The sequence below is a fragment of the Litoreibacter albidus genome (assembly GCF_900107015.1).
Classification (GTDB): domain Bacteria; phylum Pseudomonadota; class Alphaproteobacteria; order Rhodobacterales; family Rhodobacteraceae; genus Litoreibacter; species Litoreibacter albidus.
In genome coordinates, this window is record NZ_FNOI01000001.1 from 548812 (window position 1) to 566307 (window position 17496).

At 60.1% G+C, this 17496-nt stretch carries 17 protein-coding genes; 8 read left to right on the top strand and 9 right to left on the bottom strand.

Translation table 11 applies throughout. The features are described 5' to 3' along the window. Window positions 1–2: 2 nt before the first annotated feature. Both folP and glmM read left to right on the top strand, forming a co-directional pair. Window positions 3–1004 (top strand): dihydropteroate synthase, encoded by a 1002-nt coding sequence (folP, locus tag BLW66_RS02730; RefSeq protein WP_089944663.1) that lies wholly within the window; start codon window positions 3–5, stop codon window positions 1002–1004. A gap of 49 nt (window positions 1005–1053) precedes the next feature. Next, window positions 1054–2397, top strand: a complete 1344-nt coding sequence (gene glmM, locus BLW66_RS02735; protein WP_089944666.1) for a phosphoglucosamine mutase — start codon at window positions 1054–1056, stop codon at window positions 2395–2397. Here the strand turns inward: glmM and BLW66_RS02740 are convergent. Next, window positions 2387–3307 (bottom strand): DMT family transporter, encoded by a 921-nt coding sequence (locus tag BLW66_RS02740; protein ID WP_089944669.1) that lies wholly within the window; start codon window positions 3305–3307, stop codon window positions 2387–2389. The genes glmM and BLW66_RS02740 overlap by 11 nt on opposite strands. An 89-nt stretch (window positions 3308–3396) precedes the next feature. Then, window positions 3397–4419, bottom strand: a complete 1023-nt coding sequence (ilvC, locus tag BLW66_RS02745; RefSeq protein ID WP_089944672.1) for a ketol-acid reductoisomerase — start codon at window positions 4417–4419, stop codon at window positions 3397–3399. A gap of 135 nt (window positions 4420–4554) precedes the next feature. Here ilvC and BLW66_RS02750 point away from each other — a divergent pair, with 135 nt between their 5' ends. The 3 genes from BLW66_RS02750 (at window position 4555) to BLW66_RS02760 (ending at window position 6738) form a co-directional block, all read left to right on the top strand. Further along, window positions 4555–5010: an Lrp/AsnC family transcriptional regulator gene (locus BLW66_RS02750; RefSeq protein ID WP_089944675.1), complete on the top strand. Its 456-nt coding sequence runs from the start codon at window positions 4555–4557 to the stop codon at window positions 5008–5010. After that, window positions 5007–5459 carry an Lrp/AsnC family transcriptional regulator gene (locus BLW66_RS02755; RefSeq protein WP_089944676.1) on the top strand — a complete coding sequence of 151 codons (453 nt, stop codon included), beginning with the start codon at window positions 5007–5009 and terminating at the stop codon, window positions 5457–5459. The genes BLW66_RS02750 and BLW66_RS02755 overlap by 4 nt, the downstream gene beginning before the upstream one ends. 151 nt (window positions 5460–5610) lie before the next feature. Beyond that, window positions 5611–6738, top strand: a complete 1128-nt coding sequence (locus BLW66_RS02760; protein ID WP_089944679.1) for an aminotransferase class V-fold PLP-dependent enzyme — start codon at window positions 5611–5613, stop codon at window positions 6736–6738. Here the strand turns inward: BLW66_RS02760 and BLW66_RS02765 are convergent. Both BLW66_RS02765 and BLW66_RS02770 read right to left on the bottom strand, forming a co-directional pair. Then, entirely contained in the window at window positions 6735–7919 is a 1185-nt protein-coding gene (locus tag BLW66_RS02765) for a UbiH/UbiF family hydroxylase (RefSeq protein ID WP_089944683.1), read from the bottom strand. The genes BLW66_RS02760 and BLW66_RS02765 overlap by 4 nt on opposite strands. 39 nt (window positions 7920–7958) lie before the next feature. Further along, entirely contained in the window at window positions 7959–8606 is a 648-nt protein-coding gene (locus BLW66_RS02770) for a pyrimidine 5'-nucleotidase (protein ID WP_089944686.1), read from the bottom strand. Window positions 8607–8720: 114 nt separating this feature from the next. Between BLW66_RS02770 and BLW66_RS02775 the strand changes: the two genes are divergently transcribed. Then, window positions 8721–9371: a GntR family transcriptional regulator gene (locus BLW66_RS02775; protein WP_089944689.1), complete on the top strand. Its 651-nt coding sequence runs from the start codon at window positions 8721–8723 to the stop codon at window positions 9369–9371. Here BLW66_RS02775 and BLW66_RS02780 read toward each other — a convergent pair. Further along, window positions 9312–11267, bottom strand: coding sequence for a glycosyltransferase (locus BLW66_RS02780; protein ID WP_089944693.1), 1956 nt, complete (start codon window positions 11265–11267; stop codon window positions 9312–9314). The genes BLW66_RS02775 and BLW66_RS02780 overlap by 60 nt on opposite strands. Window positions 11268–11327: 60 nt before the next feature. Continuing rightward, entirely contained in the window at window positions 11328–12482 is a 1155-nt protein-coding gene (gene carA, locus BLW66_RS02785) for a glutamine-hydrolyzing carbamoyl-phosphate synthase small subunit (RefSeq protein ID WP_089944696.1), read from the bottom strand. Between the two features lie 170 nt (window positions 12483–12652). Here carA and BLW66_RS02790 point away from each other — a divergent pair, with 170 nt between their 5' ends. Together BLW66_RS02790 and BLW66_RS02795 are read left to right on the top strand one after the other, a co-directional pair. Continuing rightward, window positions 12653–13111: a GatB/YqeY domain-containing protein gene (locus tag BLW66_RS02790; protein ID WP_089944699.1), complete on the top strand. Its 459-nt coding sequence runs from the start codon at window positions 12653–12655 to the stop codon at window positions 13109–13111. Between the two features lie 367 nt (window positions 13112–13478). Further along, window positions 13479–14351 (top strand): LysR family transcriptional regulator, encoded by an 873-nt coding sequence (locus BLW66_RS02795; RefSeq protein WP_089944701.1) that lies wholly within the window; start codon window positions 13479–13481, stop codon window positions 14349–14351. Between the two features lie 69 nt (window positions 14352–14420). On the opposite strand, the gene BLW66_RS02800 is transcribed toward BLW66_RS02795, so the two are convergent. The 3 genes from BLW66_RS02800 to lipB form a co-directional block, all read right to left on the bottom strand. Further along, window positions 14421–14960: a DUF2244 domain-containing protein gene (locus tag BLW66_RS02800; RefSeq protein ID WP_089944704.1), complete on the bottom strand. Its 540-nt coding sequence runs from the start codon at window positions 14958–14960 to the stop codon at window positions 14421–14423. 6 nt (window positions 14961–14966) lie between these two features. Further along, window positions 14967–16637: a cytochrome c oxidase subunit I gene (gene ctaD, locus BLW66_RS02805; RefSeq protein ID WP_089944708.1), complete on the bottom strand. Its 1671-nt coding sequence runs from the start codon at window positions 16635–16637 to the stop codon at window positions 14967–14969. 168 nt (window positions 16638–16805) lie between these two features. Further along, window positions 16806–17477, bottom strand: coding sequence for a lipoyl(octanoyl) transferase LipB (lipB, locus tag BLW66_RS02810; protein ID WP_280140666.1), 672 nt, complete (start codon window positions 17475–17477; stop codon window positions 16806–16808). Window positions 17478–17496 lie beyond the last annotated feature (19 nt).

The following is a 17496-nucleotide window of genomic DNA, read 5'->3' on the forward strand; positions in this document are numbered from 1 at the left end:
CTATGTCACTCTATTTCAGACCGATCATCCAAACCGATCCGAAACGCACCTCTGGCGCTGTGTCCTTGAACGGTGGCCCTTTGTGGTTTGACCGCGTGGAGCCGCTGGAGCGCGGCGTCACCCATGCGCTGATGCCCGCCTTGGACTTGCCTGGCCCGTTGATCGACATTCTGCGTTCCCCGCGGGGAACGCCCGATTTACCCGCTGATCGCGCCGCGATCATGGGCGTTTTGAACGTCACACCGGATAGTTTTTCGGATGGCGGGCGCTTCACCGCCCCCGACGCCGCAATCGCCCATGCCAAGGCGATGATTGCCACGGGGGCGGATATTCTTGATATCGGCGGGGAAAGCACGCGTCCCGGCGCGGCGGTGGTGCCAGAGGCCGAGGAAATTTCCCGCACGGCACCGGTTATTGCGGCGCTACGGGAGGCGGGCGTTGATGTGCCGATCTCGATTGATACCCGCAAGGCGGCGGTGGCGGAGGCTGCGCTGAAGGCGGGGGCGACAATGCTCAACGATGTCTCCGCGCTGACCTTTGACGCGGATATGGCGCGGGTCGCCGCAAGCGCTGGCGCGCCGATCTGCTTGATGCACGCGCAGGGCGCCCCCGAAACCATGCAAGACAGCCCGCATTATGACAACGTGCTGCTGGACGTCTACGACCACCTTGCGGCGCGCGTTGCAGCGGCAGAGGCGGCGGGCATCGCGCGGAGCCGGATCATTCTGGACCCCGGTATCGGGTTCGGCAAAACCCAAGCGCATAATCTGGCATTGATCCGCAACATTAGCCTGTTCCACACCTTGGGCTGCCCGATCCTTCTGGGCGTCTCACGAAAACGATTCATCGGTAATATTGCAGGGGTAGATCAGGCGGAAGACCGCGCATCCGGCTCCGTTTCCGTGGCGTTGGAAGGACTTAGACAGGGTGTTCAGATTATCCGTGCGCATGATATAGAAGCGCACCGGCAAGCCTTCTCCCTGTGGCGCGCCCTACATACCTAACCACCAGATCCGCACAGCATTAGCGGACACAAGTATTGGAACGCCCCAGATGGCACGAAAATTTTTCGGCACCGACGGTGTGCGCGGTCGCGCAAACACATATCCTATGACGGCAGAGATGGCGTTGAAACTTGGCGCGGCCGCTGGGCGGTACTTTCGCAAGGACCAAGCCCGCCACCGCGTTGTGATCGGCAAGGACACGCGCCTGTCGGGCTATATGTTCGAGAACGCGCTGACCGCTGGCTTTACCTCCACGGGCATGGACGTTTTACTGTTGTCGCCCGTGCCGACGCCTGCGGTGGGCATGCTCACGACCTCCATGCGCGCTGACGTGGGCGTGATGATTTCGGCCTCTCACAATCCGCATTACGACAACGGCATCAAGTTTTTCGGGCCGGACGGTTTCAAGCTGTCTGACGAGGACGAGATGGCGATTGAGGCCATGTTGGAAGAAGAAATCGTGCCAGCCCAGTCCCAGAACATTGGCCGTGCCAAGCACATCTACGACGGGCGCTTTCGCTATGGGGAGCGGGTGAAGTCGACGTTGCCTTATGGCATGACCCTGAAGGGCCTGAAGGTCGTGATTGACTGCGCGAATGGCGCGGCCTACCGCACCGCGCCGGAGGTTCTTTGGGAGCTGGGCGCGGAGGTGATCCCCGTCGGCGTGTCGCCAAACGGGTACAATATCAACGAAGGCTGCGGCTCCACCGATGTGCGTGCAGCGGCTGAGGCGGTCGTGGCGCATGGTGCTGATGTTGGCATCTGTCTGGATGGTGACGCCGACCGCGTGATGATCCTTGATGAGACCGGTGCCGTGGCTGATGGTGATCAACTGATGGCGCTGATGGCCACACGCTGGGCCGAGGAAGGGCGCCTGAAAGGCGGCGCGCTGGTTGCCACAGTGATGAGCAACCTCGGGCTGGAGCGGCATTTGGAGAGCAAAGGCCTGCGGCTTGAACGCACCAACGTTGGCGACCGCTACGTTGTCGAGCGGATGCGCGAAGGCGGCTACAATTTGGGCGGGGAACAGTCGGGCCATATCGTTATGACCGATTATGCTACAACCGGCGACGGATTGGTTGCGGGCTTGCAGTTCCTTGTCGCGATGAAGCAGCTCGATAAACCCGCGAGCGCCTTGGTCAGCCAGTTTGAACGTTGCCCGCAACTGCTTGAAAACGTGCGCTATAGTGCGGGCCAAACACCGTTGGACGATGCAAGCGTCAAGGCGGCCATCGCTGATGCGGAAGCCGCACTTGTTGGCAACGGACGTCTGCTCATCCGCAAATCCGGCACGGAGCCTTTGATCCGCGTTATGGCCGAATGCGAGGATGAGGCGAAGCTGGCGCAGGTCGTCGGGAGCGTGGTGTCTGCGGTGCAATCCGCTACCGCTTGATCATCGCCATAAGGGCGCGGGATTGGCTGATGCCGATGCCCGCCAAGATGATTGCCAGCGCATAAAACAATTGTGGGGGAAGGGTTTCCCCCATGAAGCTCACCCCTAGGATCACCGACCAGATAGGCACCTGATAGCTTGTCAGGCTCATAAACAGCGACCCCGCTGTGGTGATCACGCGCACGCGAATGACAGCCGCGAGGGCCGTGGGGAAAAGCGCGGCGTAGATCAACGCAAGGCTAGGCGTGGTGGGGAAGCTGTCGGGCCAGCCTTCCGTGATGGCCGCAATCGGGATCAGGATCATAGCTGCAACCAGCAGGCTTGCCGTGGCGAAGGCGATGGGCGGCATGGCGGGTGCGCGCCGCGTGATGACAGAGCCTGCCGCGTAGCATCCTGCAGCGCCAAGGCAGGCGATGCGGCCCAGCCACTCCAGCGCGTGCCCCGTGGAGGCCGCAGCCCCCGGACCTACCAAGATAAACAGGCCGACAAAGCCCAAAAGCATCCCCACAATACGGCGCGGGCCAATGCCTTCCTCCTTTGAGAAGAGATAGACCAACGGCAGCACCAGCAAAGGCACGGCCCCCATAGCGACGCCCGCAAAAGCGGAGGGGACGAATTGTTGCCCCCAACTCAAAACGGCGAAGGGCAGGGCGACGGCACCGGCCCCGATGATGGCCGCAAACATCCATGCCCGTGGTGACGGGATTTTGTGGATGCCTTGCCCAAGGAGTGCGCCCACAAGCGCCAGCGTGATGCCGCCCAATCCGGTGCGCCATGCGGCGACCGTCCATGGCCCGAACCCGTCCAATGACAGGCGCACGGACATGAACGCGCCGCCCCACACCAGACCAAGGATGCAGATCAAAAGCCAGTTCAGCAGGCCGGGATTTTCGGGGGTAGGGGTGCTCATGCGGTCATCGGTAAATGAAAAAGGCGCCCCTTGCGAGACGCCTTTGCCGTTTGCAGTGCATAGTTCGGCGGCTGCCGAACCGTGAATGCTTAGTTCTTGGCTTTGTCTACCATTTTGCCAGCGGAGATCCACGGCATCATGTCGCGCAGTTTGCCACCAACAACTTCGATCTGGTGCTCGTCGTTTGCACGGCGGGACGATTTGATCGTTGGCTGGCCAACAGCGTTCTCGAGCATGAAGTCACGCACGAATTTGCCAGACTGAATGTCGCTCAGCACGGCTTTCATGCGGGCTTTGGTCTCGTCGTATGGCAGGATGCGCGGGCCGGAGACGTATTGACCGTATTCCGCTGTGTTGGAGATCGAGTAGTCCATGTTGGCGATGCCGCCTTCATAGATCAGATCCACGATCAGCTTGGTTTCGTGCAGGCACTCGAAGTATGCCATCTCAGGCTCGTAGCCAGCTTCCACGAGGGTCTCGAAGCCCATGCGGATCAGCTCGACAATACCGCCGCACAGAACGGCTTGCTCACCGAACAGGTCGGTTTCGCACTCTTCACGGAAGTCGGTCTCGATGATGCCGGAGCGGCCGCCACCGATGGCGGAGCAGTAGGACAGGCCGATTTCCAGCGCTTTGCCGGAGGCGTTGTTGCTAACCGCAACAAGGCAAGGCACGCCGCCGCCTTTGGTGAATTCGCCGCGCACGGTGTGGCCTGGGCCTTTGGGGGCCATCATGATTACGTCGACGCCTTCTTTAGGCTCGATCAGGCCGAAGTGAACGTTTAGGCCGTGTGCAAACGCGATGGCCGCGCCTTCACGAATGTTGTCGTGGACGTATTTCTTGTAGGTTTCAGCCTGCAATTCGTCGGGCATTGTGAACATGATCACATCGGCCCAAGCGGCGGCTTCAGCGACTTCCATAACCTTCAGGCCTTCGCCTTCGGCTTTTGCCTTGGAGGCGGACCCTTCGCGCAGAGCAACGACAAGGTTCTTCGCGCCGCTGTCGCGCAGGTTCAGCGCGTGGGCGTGGCCTTGGGAGCCGTAGCCGAGGATGGCTACTTTTTTGTCTTTGATCAGGTTAACATCGCAATCGCGATCATAGTAAACGCGCATGTCGGGCGTCCTCATGTTTGGTTTCGATTGAGGGGACCATACCCGTTTGAACGGTAGGGGCTAGAGTTGAAGTGACGATATTATTCCGATATTTGTGGCCTAGTATTCGTCATATGTATCATATAGTAAAAAATCATGCTCGATGATACTGATCGCCGTTTGTTGCGTTATTTGCAGTCCGACCCGACCGCGCCGATCTCGGAGCTGGCGGAACGCTGCGCCATGCAACCCGCGACCGCCGCGCGCCGTTTGGAGAAGCTGGGCGCGAAGGGGATTTTGAAAGGGCAGCACGCGGTCATCGACTGGTCCAAGCTGGGCTTTGCGGTTGAAGTGTCCTTGCGGTTCACATTGGACAAAACAGCGGCGCGCGCGTTTGACGAGTTTCAAGACGCGGCGCGTCTGATCCCCGAAGTGATTGCCATCCAGACATTCCTTGGCCGCGTTGACCTGCGCCTGTCTGTTGTTGCGCGCGATATGGCGCATTACCAAAGCCTCTACCGGAACCAGATATTGACGCTGCCGCATATCGCAGAGGTCGAAGCGCTGATGCATGTCGCCACAATCAAGACCACCGAGACGTTGCCGATATGAGCTGGGATACAACAGATTTCGCTATCCTGCGTGCGTTAAGCGCAGACGCCACGATGAGCGCGGGGGCGTTGGGGCGCGAGCTGGGGCTAAGCCAGCCCGCGACGTGGCGGCGCATCAAGCGGTTGCAGGACGAGGGTGTGCTGGCGGGGCGGCGCGTTGATCTGGATGCGGAAGCATTGGGTTTTGGCGTGGCGGTGTTTCTTGGCGTGAAACTGGCCACCAAGGGACGTGTCAGCCTAGAAGACTTTGAACGCGCAGTGACGGCCATCCCAGAGGTGCAAACGGTGCAGCATGTGCTGGGCCTTTACGACTACCGCCTGCGCGTGGTCGCGCGCGACTTATCCGACTTTGAACGTGTGCTGCGACGCCGTATCATGACGCTTCCAGGTGTCGGGGATGTGGAGGCAAACGTGTTGCTGAGTGAAGAGCGCTTGGCGGGGCCATTGTGATCCGCCAAATCCTCTAGGAGGATTTGGGCTCAGACTTTCCATGAAAGTCTGAGCGGCGCGAAGTTAATGCACGCAGCATCACACGGAAAATAGACCGTGCATCCGCCGTCGTTTCCTCCTAATTTCCGGTTCAAACTCAGGAGGTTTCCCCATGTCTGCATTGCTAAACAACGTCGACCCCGACGGTCTGCGCGAATTCTCGGTCGTGTTCACCGACCGCTCCCTCAACTCCATGTCCAAGGCGTTCCAGAAGGTCATGACCGACATCTCCGGCATGTTAAAAGATGTCTATAAAGCGGAGTCCGTGGCGATTATTCCAGGTGGAGGCACCTATGCAATGGAGGCCGTCGCCCGCCAGTTTGCCCGTAATGAGCGGGCGTTGGTCGTGCGCAACGGCTGGTTCTCTTACCGCTGGAGCCAGATCATGGAGGCGGGCGGCTTGCCGTCTGAGGCCACCGTCATGAAAGCCCGCCAGACGGGAAACGATACCCGTGCGCCCTTTGCCCCTTGCCCGATTGATGATGTGGTGGCCCGCATTCTTGAGGAAAAACCCGCCGTGGTGTTCGCCCCTCATGTGGAGACCTCCGCAGGCGTTATCCTGCCGGACGACTACATCACGGCCATGGCCGACGCTGCCCATGAGGTCGGCGCGTTGATGGTGCTGGACTGCATCGCGTCGGGCTGCGCGTGGGTTGATATGAAAGCGACGGGCGTGGATGTGTTGATTTCCGCGCCGCAAAAGGGCTGGTCGGCGACGCCCTGCGCGGGGCTTGTCATGATGTCGGCGCGGGCGCGGGCGAAGATCGACGAGACAAGCTCCGACAGCTTTGCGATTGATCTGAAAAAATGGCTGACCATCATGGAGACTTATGAAGGCGGCGGGCATGCCTACCATGCCACCATGCCGACTGACGGTTTGCGTGCGTTCCGCGATACGATGATTGAGACCCGCGATCACGGCTTCGAGACATTGCGCGACGCGCAGTGGCGCCTAGGCAACGGGGTGCGCGATATGCTGGCGGCGAAGGGTGTTGTGTCCGTTGCGGCGGAAGGCTTCGGCGCGCCAGGCGTTGTGGTCAGCTACACCGATGATCCGGCGGTACAAAACGGCTCCAAATTCGCGGCGCTTGGCACACAAATTGCAGCCGGAGTGCCCTTGCAATGCGATGAGCCGGACAATTTTATGACGTTCCGTTTGGGGCTGTTCGGGTTGGACAAGCTTTATGATGTGGATGCCACATTGGCATCCTTGCAAGAGGTTGTGGATCAGGTGCTCTAGCGGGCGCCAAGTCCCAGCTTCATCAGCGACTTTCGGATTGGGGCGGCGTCATGGATCGCCCCAATTCCTGCAGACCTCAAGTCCCTGATCCACGCTGTTTGCGACATCGAGGTGCGGTTCAAAAGGTCGATCCCTGCCACCCGTGCTTTGACGGCGAGGCGCCGCTTTTGGTCGTAGGCGTCCAGCATGTCCTTGCTGCCCAATGGGTGCAGGTGGCTGAGGGTCAGCAATTCGTCCAAGTCGGTCAGCGACATGTTCAACCCTTGCGCGCCGATGGGCGGGGCCACATGCGCGGCCTCCGCGATGAGCGCCACGCGTTCCGCGCTAAAGCGCTCCGCCACTTGCGATATGATCGGCCAAATGGTGCGTTTGGTGGCGAGTGCTAGGGGGCCGAACAGGTGGCATGACCGCTCCGACATCTCGGTGTTGAACTCCGCCTCGGGGAGGGCGTGAAGGCGCGCCGCCTCGGGGCCGTTTTCCATCCACACGACGGCGGAGCTGGGCTGGCCGTCATGATCCGGCAGCGGCACCAATGTGAACGGGCCGCCGGTGCGGTGAATTTCTGTGGAGACATTGCCGTGCGGCACGGGGTGCGTTACCGCGAAGGCCAGCGCTTTTTGCCCGTAGCGCGTTGTTTTTACGCGAATTCCCATGCTCTCGCGGATCAGGGAGTTGCGCCCGTCCGCCGCGATGACCATCTGCGCCGTGCAAGTGCTGCCGTCGCTAAGCCATAGCTTCGCGGAGGCGGAGCGGGTGAAAATCTTGGTGCAGGCGGTGCCCGTGCGGAAGGTGACGTTTGGCAGTTCTTTCAGGCGCGCGACAAGCTCGCGCCGGATCAGCCAGTTTGGCAGGTTCCACCCGAACGGCAGTTCGGAGATATCAGTGGCGTTGAAATCACGGGTTGCGCGTGGCTCTGCGGACGTGCCGCCTGCGTCGACGATGCGCATGGTCTGCAGGGGCATCGCGTGCGGGCTCAACTTGTGCCAAACGCCTGCCATTTCAAGGACCGGAATAGCGGGCTGCAGGAAGGCCGTGGATCTGAGGTCCGCGCCGTCGACATCGCGTTCGGTGACGGGCGGGGCGGGGTCCACGCATGTGACGCTAAACCCCTGGCTGCCAAAGATACAGGCTGCGGTCAGCCCAGCGACGCCGCCGCCGGAAATGAAAATATCTGTGTTCATGCCCTATAGTTTAGGGCGCGCCGCCACCCGCGCCAAGGGTCAGCCTGTCAGCTGGGTCAGAAAGCCGCGCAGGTCATCGGTGTGATGGTGGATGTGATCTTGCGGCAGCGCTGCGGGGGCCACGTGAACCGTGCGAAGCCCCATCGCATGCGGGATGGCCAAGTTTCGCGGATCGTCCTCGAACATGGCCGAGGTGGTCGGATCAAGGCCGTCCGTTGCAAAGACCTTCTCGAAGGCGGCACGGTCGGGTTTGGGGTGGAAATCCGCATGCTCCACGCCGTAGGTCGCATCAAAGAGGCCCGATAACCCACGGGCTTTCAACACGTTTTCTGCATAGGGGGCGGTGCCGTTGGTGTAGATAATCTTGCGGCCCGGCAGCGCGGTGATGGCGCGGCGCAGCATCGGGTCGGGGGTGAGTACGGTAAAGTCGATGTCGTGCACATCCAGAAGATAGCCATCAGGCTCCACCCCGTGAACCCGCATGAGACCGGCGAGGGTTGTCCCGTGCTCGCGCCAGTATTTGGCCCGCAAGCGATCGGCCTCTGGGCGATCCACGCCAAGCTCTTTCATCACCCAATTTGCCATGCGCACCTCGATCTGGTCGAAAAGCTGCATTTCAGGAGGGTAGAGCGTGTGGTCGAGGTCAAAGACCCATGTTTGGACGTGCGAGAAATGTTTGGCTGGCATGGCGGCGATCTTAGCGGTATCGCGTGGGGCCGCAACGGTATTTTGTCTGCCAGAAACTTGCGTGTCGCGGGGGCGGGGGCTAGCGTGGGGCGACGAGTTTGAAGGTTGAGAATAATGTCCATTGATGTGCCCGCCGCGAATGATGCCTACGGGTTGATCCTGAACGCGATTGATACCGGTATCTACAAACCCGGAAATCGGTTGGTGGAGAGCGAGCTGGCGGACCGTTTCGGCGTATCGCGCACACCGATCCGCGAGGCGTTGCAGCGTTTGGAAACTCAATCCATGCTGAGCCGCGACGGGCGGTCATTGATTGTGGCTTCACTGGATCACAACCAGATGGCGGAATTATACACGGTTCGCACGGCGCTAGAGGGGCTGGCGGCCGAGTTGGCGGCGCAACATGCAGCGACGGAAGAGGTTAAGGTTCTTTACGCAATGGTCGAGGAGGACCACGCGTTTTTGTCCAACCCGGCGCGGCTGTCGCAGGCGAACCGGCGGTTTCACCGCCAAATTCATTTGGCGTCGCACAACCAGTTTCTGGTGCAGCAACTGGACTTGGTTTACCGCTCTATGGCGTTGCTGGCGACGACGTCGCTATCGGCGGAAGGGCGCGGCGAAGTAGCATTGGCGGAGCATCTGGCCATCGTGCAGGCGATTGAGGCGCGGGACGGCAAGGCCGCGTCCAAAGCCCTGCGCGACCACCTATCTATTGCGTTCCAGACCCGTCTGCGGATTGACGCTGGCGCTATCAGCGCGGATTGACGTGTCGGTGGCGCCGCCGAACATGCCGTGCTCTGTTTTGTCCCAATAGAACGGGTTGAACAACAGCTCCGCCAAGCCTTTGTAGGCGGCCAACGTTCCGAAAATGAAATAGACGGGCAGGGTTATGATCCAACCGATGTTTGGCCGTTTGGGCAAGTTTGCGGTCGCCGTGGCGAACACCGCTAGGGTGACGATTTCCGCCGCAATAAAGAACACTGTTGCGGCCGCGACCCAAGGCTTGGGCATCGGGTCGAAGACGGGGTTGGGCCAACCGAGCAGCACTGTCAGCAAACCCCACCATAAGACCGGAGCCAGAAAGAACGACATAAGCGTGCTTAGAAACAGGATTTGGAAACCGATGAACTTCCACGCGCCAAGCTCCCGCAGCAGGTGCAGGGGCCGGCGCATGTGCACGCACCACGTGACAGCGTAGCCTTTGAGCCAGCGTGAGCGTTGTTTGATCCATGGCCAAACGTGGCTATTCGCCTCTTCTTGGGTGACGGAGTGCATCATCTCGCAGCGGTAGCCGCGCCGTGCCAAGCGCATCCCCAGATCGGCGTCTTCGGTGACATTGTGGGCGTCCCACGCGCCGATTTTTACTAAGATATCGCGGCGAAAGAACAATGTGGTGCCGCCCAGCGGGATGGCGAAGCCCAGCTTTTGCAAACCCGGCAACATGACCCTGAACCAGCCCGCGTATTCGAAGAAAAAACAACGCGATAGCCAGTTTGTCTTGGCGTTATAGAAGCTTAGGATGCCTTGCACGCAGGCCAGATCATCGCCGCCTGTGGCAAATCTCTTGGCGACTTCGTGCAGCTGCCCCGCCGCGGGCGCATCCTCCGCATCGAAGACACCGATTAGGGATCCTGAGGTGAAATCGAGCGCATAGTTCAGCGCGCGCGGCTTGGTCTGCACGCCGCCCTTTGGAACACGCACCACGCGCATCCAGTTCGGGAGGCCGCCCGCCCTCAGCGCTTCTTCGGTGACGCTGTCACTGGCCTCCACAATAAGGCAAATTTCCAGCAGCTCGCGGGGGTAGGACAATTCCGCGAGGCGTTTCACCAAGGCGCCTGCGATGTCGCGTTCGCGAAAAAGGGGGACGAGGATCGACACCTTTGGCAAGCGGGTTATCGGAAAGGGGCCGGTTGGTTCGCGCGGCTGTGGTTTCGCGCGTAAGGCGATGACTGTGCACGCTGTTTTGAGGATCGCGTTTAACGCCAAGGCAAGGCTCGCGCCCGCGAACAGCGCCCAGATGAGCCAGACCGGCGCATAGGCGAGGCCGAGGGCGCATGTGAGCAGAACCGCCGCCATCAACAGGCGCATCGAGGTGGTGGACCAGTCGCGGCAACTGTCTTGAGGCGCGGTGCGGCATTCGGCACCGGCGGCCAGTTGAGGGCCGTAATGCAGGTGAATTGCGTCTTGGATGTCGCGTTCTGCCGCGACCACGAATTTGATGTGCTCCAACGTTGGCGGCAGCTTCACGCGGATCGCGTTGATCCGTTCCGGGTGCGCTGTGGCGAATACAGTGTATTTGCCCTGGTTGCGCCACGGGACGAAGCCAAGCTTCAGGCAGTCTTCCGGCGGGACGAGCGGGAACAGGCGCGGATCAACGGGAGAGGTTTCCAGATCGACCACATAGGTGTCGTGTTGGCGGGCCAAAACCTGAAGGATATCGTGCTCTGACGCAAAATTCTGCCCGACCAGAATTTCGCCCAAGGCGGCGTCCTGACGGGCTTGCAGGGCGAGGGCCACGAGCAGTTGGTGATCCGTGAGCGTGCCTTGCGCGACCAGTTGTTGACCCAGTAACGATTGCCGTGCGGCATCGCCGCGGGGCAGCGTCTTGCCACACGCGGTTGCCGCCGATTGGCGGGCGCTTGCCTTAAAGGGCGCATTCATTCACGGGCCTCCGGTTCAACCGTAACGCCCGAGGATCACGCGATTCCCGTTAAGGGGGTGTTAAGCGGTGACGGCGGCCTTCTCGGCCATCGCTTCCGCGAAACGCTCGAACAGGTAGTAGCTGTCTTGCGGTCCCGGCGAGGCCTCTGGGTGGTACTGCACAGAAAACACGGGGCGGTCGGCCAGACGAATGCCACAGTTGGAACCGTCAAACAGGGACACATGCGTCTCTAGCACGCCGTCGGGCAGGGACTGGCTGTCCACGGTGAAGCCGTGGTTCATCGAGGTGATTTCGACCTTGCCAGTGTCCAGATCCTTCACAGGGTGGTTGGCGCCGTGGTGGCCGTGGTTCATCTTCACGGTCTTCGCACCGACGGCCAGCGCCAGCATCTGGTGACCAAGACAGATGCCAAAGACGGGGATATCCGCCTCCAGTACGCCCTTGATCATCGGCACGGCATAGGCGCCAGTGGCCGCCGGATCGCCGGGGCCGTTGGACAGGAACACGCCGTCGGGCGCATGCGCCAGAACCTCTTGCGCGGTCGCGGTGGCGGGCAGAACGGTGACGTCGCAGCCAGCGGAGGCGAGGCAGCGCAGGATGTTGCGTTTCGCGCCGAAGTCGATGGCCACGACCTTATGTCCGGGGCCAGTGCGTTTGGTGAAGCCTTCGGGCCATGCCCAGCGTTGTTCGTCCCATGTGTAGGACTGCGCGCAGGTGACTTCCTTGGCAAGATCCAACCCCTCAAGCCCCGCGAAGCCGCGCGCGGCGGCGACCAGCGCTTCAAGGTCGAAATTGCCGTCAGGGTCATGCGCCATTGCCACATGGGGTGCGCCTTGCGCGCGGATGGCGCGGGTCAGGCGGCGGGTGTCGATGCCGCCAAGGCCGATGCGGCCTGTTTTGGTCAACCATTCCGTCAGCTCGCCGGTGGCGCGCCAGTTGGAGGCTAGCGTGGGATCCCATTTCACCACGATACCGGCCGCAAACGGGTCTGCGGTTTCGTCGTCTTCCGCTGTCACACCGGTGTTGCCGATATGGGGGAAGGTGAAGGTCACGATCTGGCCCGCGTAAGACGGGTCGGTCATGATTTCTTGGTATCCGGTCATGGATGTGTTGAAGCAAAGTTCGGCGGTCGTTTGGCCGGTTGCCCCAAAGCCGTGGCCGTAAAATACGGTGCCATCGGCCAGAACAAGACAGGCTGTCGGTTTGGCGGTCATGGCGGCTTCTCCCACAAAGCTGAATGCAAAACTTCGGACTATCTACGGGGGGGCGTGGGGGGCGTCAACCTACGCCGTGCCCCTTTTTTGCAACGCGCAAAGCGGTGGTTGTGCTGTTTGGGCCTTTTGGTTAAAAGACGCGCTTCACAAGGTTTCAGGGAAGGCACCTTATGACCAATGACTTGCGCACGCGCATTACCGACGATCTGAAAGAGGCCATGAAGGCCAAGGACGCAGCCCGCTTGGGCACTTTGCGCCTGATTAACGCGGCGATCAAAGATCAAGACATCGCACTGCGGGTGGACGGGAAAAGCGTCAGCGAGGCAGAGATTCTGGCGATTCTCGGAAAAATGGTGAAGCAGCGCCAAGAAAGCGCGCGCGCCTACGAGGAAGGCGGACGGCTGGAACTGGCAGAACGCGAGCTGGCCGAAGTGAAAGTCATCAGCGACTTCCTCCCCGCGCAGCTGTCCGAAGCCCAAACCGAGGCGGCGGTTGACGCCGCTATCACAGACGTCGGTGCCGAAAGCATCCGCGACATGGGCAAGGTGATGGGCGTGCTGAAAGGCAAATACACGGGCCAAATGGATTTCGGCAGCGTTGGCCCTATGGTTAAGGCGCGGCTGGGGTAGGGGCCGGGTCTGCTCTCGGGCTGGTCTTGCCTGCGATATGTGTGTGTATGCTTGGCCGATTGGTTGAGCTTTGAACGCAATTGTCGGCGAGGCCTACAAGGCGTTTCGTCACCTCTACCATTCTTCCAGCAGGTTCCGCAGATCGTTGCGCGTTAGCCCGATGTCATCCATCCATTTGTCATCTTCACGCATCAGCATCCATGCCATTGACTGTCTCTGATCTTGCAGAGCTCTCCACCGTTTCCACGCCTTCCAAAGCATTCGCCTGTTACCTCTCTATATGTGACGCGATCTTCAACGGGCGGTTGACATCAATCAAACGCATAGTTCTGATAGGTGTCATGTGAATTTCTAATGGGTGTCCGTTATGCACGCACCGCTTGATAGCGATCTTATACGCAGCTTTTTGGCCGTCGTGGACGCCGGCTCTGTGACCGGTGCGGCAGACCAAATTGGCCGCACACAATCTGCGGTGTCCATGCAGATACGTAAACTCGAAGAAAACCTAGGTCAGAGTATCTTTGTCCGCGAGCCACGCGGTGTCAGCCTCACTGACAGGGGGAGGCAACTGTTACCCTATGCGCGCCGTGTCGTTGGCCTGTTGGATGAGACGGCCACAGCGTTGCGGGAGAAACCACTTTCAGGCCCCGTACGTGTCGGCATTCCAGACGAGTATGTGCAGAGCATTTTGCCTGCGGCCCTTGCCTCTTTTTCACAACGCCACCCTGAAACGCAGGTGACCGCCCGTTGTGATTTCAGCGCACCGCAACTGGCTGCCTTGCGTGCTGATGAGATTGATCTCGCGGTTGTCTATGAAGGGTCTAGCAAAGACGAGGCGGATATACTGGCGGTTGACCCCACCGTTTGGGTGACGTCCATCTCCCATGCCCAGCATTTGCGCCGACCGCTCCCTATAGCCATCTACTTCAGCTCTGACTGGTGTCGCGATTACGCTTTGCATTCGTTGGAACAGATTGGGATGAGTTACTACACGGCCTTTGAATGCGATACCTCTGCCAGCATGCGTAGCGCGGTTATGAATGGCATTTCTGTCGCCCCGTTGGCGCGTAGTTCCATTCCGGCGGGGTGCCGTGAATTGACGGTCGAGGACGGGTTTGTGATGATAGACAACGCGCGGGTCGTGTTGCACCGCAATCCCGCAGGCACGTCACCTGCCATTGATGCAATGGCCGTCACGCTGCGCGACGCATTCTGTCCGTTGGCCAATAGAGAAGGCTAAGACTTTCGGTAATAAGCTTACCCAGCCCCAGCCTTGGGTAAATGGCTTCGTCCCACTTAATTTCGAGCTTCAGGGTCCCCCAACCGCCAAGAACCGCAGCTTGGTTTCCAGCTCCTCTTTCAGCTCCACCCGCTCCTCTGGCGACAGGAACGCGCCGAGTTCCACCTCTCGCGGGCCGCCGCGCAGGGTGAGGTAGTGGGGGACGGGGGTGTCATGGGATATGACCTCCACCCAGTAGGGGTTCGCCTGCCATGTTTGCAGAGAGCCGTCGGGGTTGCGGCGGACCACGGTTATGCGGTCGGGCCAGAGGCTTAGCTCGTCCACCAGCTGGCCGGTGCGGTAGCTGTGCATCAAGAACATCCACACAGCGGCGACGGTGATCACGAGGAACGGCAACAGCCCCCAGAATGCGGAGGTCTGGACCAGCGCCAGCAAGGGCAGGGCCATCATCGCGCAGGTTACCGCGATGAAGATGACGAAGCCGCCGCGCGGCAGGGAGCGGTGCGGGTAGAGAAGCACGCGGTAGCTTGGGGCCTTGCCTTTATACGACGAAAGGGCCTCGGAATAGTCCGAGGCCCTTTCATCAAGATTTACACGTTGGATAGGCATGGCCGCTTAGTGGCTATGGCCTTTATCCCACTCCGACTGCTTTGGCAGGATCTCGAAGGTGTGCTCTGGTGGAGGGCACGGTAGGGTCCATTCCAGCGTGTCGGCGTATTCGTTCCACGGGTTGTTCTCTGTAACTTTACGGCCTTTCGTCAGGGTGTAGACCATGACGCCGATGAAGAAGATGAACGACGCGAAGGAGAGGAACGCACCCCAGCTGGATACGTAGTTCCAGTACGCGAAGGCTTCCGGATAGTCGATGTAGCGACGTGGCATGCCTTGGCGGCCGAGGAAGTGCTGTGGGAAGAACGTCAGGTTGGCCCCGATGAACATTGCCCAGAAATGCAGCTTACCAGCCCATTCAGGATACATACGGCCCGAGAACTTCGGCAGGTAGAAGTAGATGCCTGCGAAGATACAGAACACGGCGCCCAAGCTCATCACGTAGTGGAAGTGTGCCACAACGTAGTAGGTGTCGTGATACGCGCGGTCGATGCCAGCTTGCGACAATACGATGCCCGTCACACCACCAACGGTGAAGAGGAACAGGAAGCCGAAGGCCCAGAGCATTGGGGTTTTCATCTCGATCGAGCCGCCCCACATGGTGGCGATCCACGAGAAGATCTTAATGCCGGTTGGCACCGCGATCACCATAGTGGCCATCATGAAGTAGGACTGCTGTGACAGGCTCATGCCGACTGTGTACATGTGGTGTGCCCACACAACAAAGCCAAGCGCGCCGATTGCAACCATCGCGTAAACCATCGGCAGGTAGCCGAAGACCGGCTTCTTGGAGAAGGTTGCGATGATGTGGCTGATGATGCCGAAGCCCGGAACGATGATGATGTAAACTTCTGGGTGGCCAAAGAACCACAACAGGTGTTGGTACAAGATCGGGTCGCCGCCGCCTTCAGGTTGGAAGAAGGTGGTGCCGAAGTTCCGGTCGGTCAGCAACATGGTGATCGCGCCCGCCAGAACTGGCAAGGACAGAAGGATAAGCCATGCGGTCACGAAGATGGACCATGCAAACAGCGGCACTTTGTGCAGCGTCATGCCAGGTGTGCGCATGTTCAGGAAGGTGGTGATCATGTTGATCGCGCCAAGGATCGAGGACGCACCGGAGAGGTGAACCGCGAAGATGGCGAAGTCCATGGACATACCGGCCTCGGATGTGGAAAGCGGCGCATAGAGCACCCAGCCCACGCCGGACCCCAGCTGGTCGTTGCCGCCAGGTGTCAGCAGGGAGGCCACAGCCAATGAGCAGCCAGCCACATACATCCAGTAGGACAGGTTGTTCATGCGTGGGAACGCCATGTCAGGCGCGCCGATTTGCAGTGGCATCAGGTAGTTGCCAAAGCCGCCGAACAGGGCAGGGATCACAACGAAGAACATCATCAAGATGCCGTGGCCTGTGATCAGAACGTTCCACAGGTGGCCGTTCGGGGTGCAATCAGCCACAGCAGCGGCTGTCAGACGTGCGCCTTCAAGGCACATGTATTGTACGCCGGGCTCCATAAGCTCCAACCGCATGTAAACGGTGAAGCAAACAGAAACCAAACCCATCAGGCCGGCGGTGAAGAGATACAAGATCCCGATATCTTTATGGTTCGTGGACATGAACCAGCGGGTGAAGAACCCCCGCTCGTCGTGCTCGTGCCCTTGAATGGCTGCGTCGGCCATGCGTTTCTCCCGTTTCCACTCATATATTTGCGGGGCAGTTGGTCCCCGCGCGAAAGACAAGGCAGAGTCGCCCCGTAATTATTTTGTTGTTCTAGAGACGATAGGCGGAATGGGCAATGTTGCAACCATCATCAAGGGGCGCAAAATGTCGCATTTATGGGCAGGTTTTTATGCCTGGCCCTCAAAAACCTGCTCGAAACTGGTTTTCAGCGCGCTGTCCAAGTCCTCCATAGTGACCGGAAGGCCCAAATCAACCAAGGACGTCACCCCGTGCTCCGAGATTCCGCAGGGCACGATGCCGCTGAAATGCTCTAGGTCCGGCTCCACGTTGATCGACAGGCCGTGGAAGGTGACCCATTTGCGCAGGCGCACGCCAATGGCGGCGATTTTGTCCTCGGCAACGGTGCCATCGAGGGAGAGCGGCTTCTCGGGGCGTTCCACCCAGACGCCCACGCGCCCGTCGCGGATGTGACCGGTGACGTTAAACTGCGCGAGGGTGGCGATAACCCATGCCTCAAGATTTTGGACGTATTTGCGCACGTCGCGCCCGCGCGTGTTCAGGTCCAGCATGGCATAGGCCACGCGCTGCCCCGGACCGTGGTAGGTGTACTGTCCGCCGCGCCGCGTCTCATGAACCGGAAAGCGGTCGGGGGACACCAGATCGGCCACATCGGCAGAGGTGCCAGCGGTGTATAACGGGGGGTGCTCGACGAGCCAGATGCACTCCGCCGCGTCACCACGGTGGATGGCGTTTGCACGGTCTTCCATGAAGGCGACGGCCTCGGCGTAGTCGGTCAGGCCGTCGGTTGTGATCCACTCCACCATTCGATTTGCCTTTATTTGTTGACGATTGCGCGGG

What these genes read in the sequence shown, in the direction of transcription:
- folP (WP_089944663.1), top strand. Translation starts at nt 3, where the DNA reads ATGTCACTCTATTTCAGACCGATCATCCAAACCGATCCGAAACGCACC.
- glmM (WP_089944666.1), top strand. Translation starts at nt 1,054, where the DNA reads ATGGCACGAAAATTTTTCGGCACCGACGGTGTGCGCGGTCGCGCAAAC.
- BLW66_RS02740 (WP_089944669.1), bottom strand. Translation starts at nt 3,307, where the DNA reads ATGAGCACCCCTACCCCCGAAAATCCCGGCCTGCTGAACTGGCTTTTG.
- ilvC (WP_089944672.1), bottom strand. Translation starts at nt 4,419, where the DNA reads ATGCGCGTTTACTATGATCGCGATTGCGATGTTAACCTGATCAAAGAC.
- BLW66_RS02750 (WP_089944675.1), top strand. Translation starts at nt 4,555, where the DNA reads ATGCTCGATGATACTGATCGCCGTTTGTTGCGTTATTTGCAGTCCGAC.
- BLW66_RS02755 (WP_089944676.1), top strand. Translation starts at nt 5,007, where the DNA reads ATGAGCTGGGATACAACAGATTTCGCTATCCTGCGTGCGTTAAGCGCA.
- BLW66_RS02760 (WP_089944679.1), top strand. Translation starts at nt 5,611, where the DNA reads ATGTCTGCATTGCTAAACAACGTCGACCCCGACGGTCTGCGCGAATTC.
- BLW66_RS02765 (WP_089944683.1), bottom strand. Translation starts at nt 7,919, where the DNA reads ATGAACACAGATATTTTCATTTCCGGCGGCGGCGTCGCTGGGCTGACC.
- BLW66_RS02770 (WP_089944686.1), bottom strand. Translation starts at nt 8,606, where the DNA reads ATGCCAGCCAAACATTTCTCGCACGTCCAAACATGGGTCTTTGACCTC.
- BLW66_RS02775 (WP_089944689.1), top strand. Translation starts at nt 8,721, where the DNA reads ATGTCCATTGATGTGCCCGCCGCGAATGATGCCTACGGGTTGATCCTG.
- BLW66_RS02780 (WP_089944693.1), bottom strand. Translation starts at nt 11,267, where the DNA reads ATGAATGCGCCCTTTAAGGCAAGCGCCCGCCAATCGGCGGCAACCGCG.
- carA (WP_089944696.1), bottom strand. Translation starts at nt 12,482, where the DNA reads ATGACCGCCAAACCGACAGCCTGTCTTGTTCTGGCCGATGGCACCGTA.
- BLW66_RS02790 (WP_089944699.1), top strand. Translation starts at nt 12,653, where the DNA reads ATGACCAATGACTTGCGCACGCGCATTACCGACGATCTGAAAGAGGCC.
- BLW66_RS02795 (WP_089944701.1), top strand. Translation starts at nt 13,479, where the DNA reads ATGCACGCACCGCTTGATAGCGATCTTATACGCAGCTTTTTGGCCGTC.
- BLW66_RS02800 (WP_089944704.1), bottom strand. Translation starts at nt 14,960, where the DNA reads ATGCCTATCCAACGTGTAAATCTTGATGAAAGGGCCTCGGACTATTCC.
- ctaD (WP_089944708.1), bottom strand. Translation starts at nt 16,637, where the DNA reads ATGGCCGACGCAGCCATTCAAGGGCACGAGCACGACGAGCGGGGGTTC.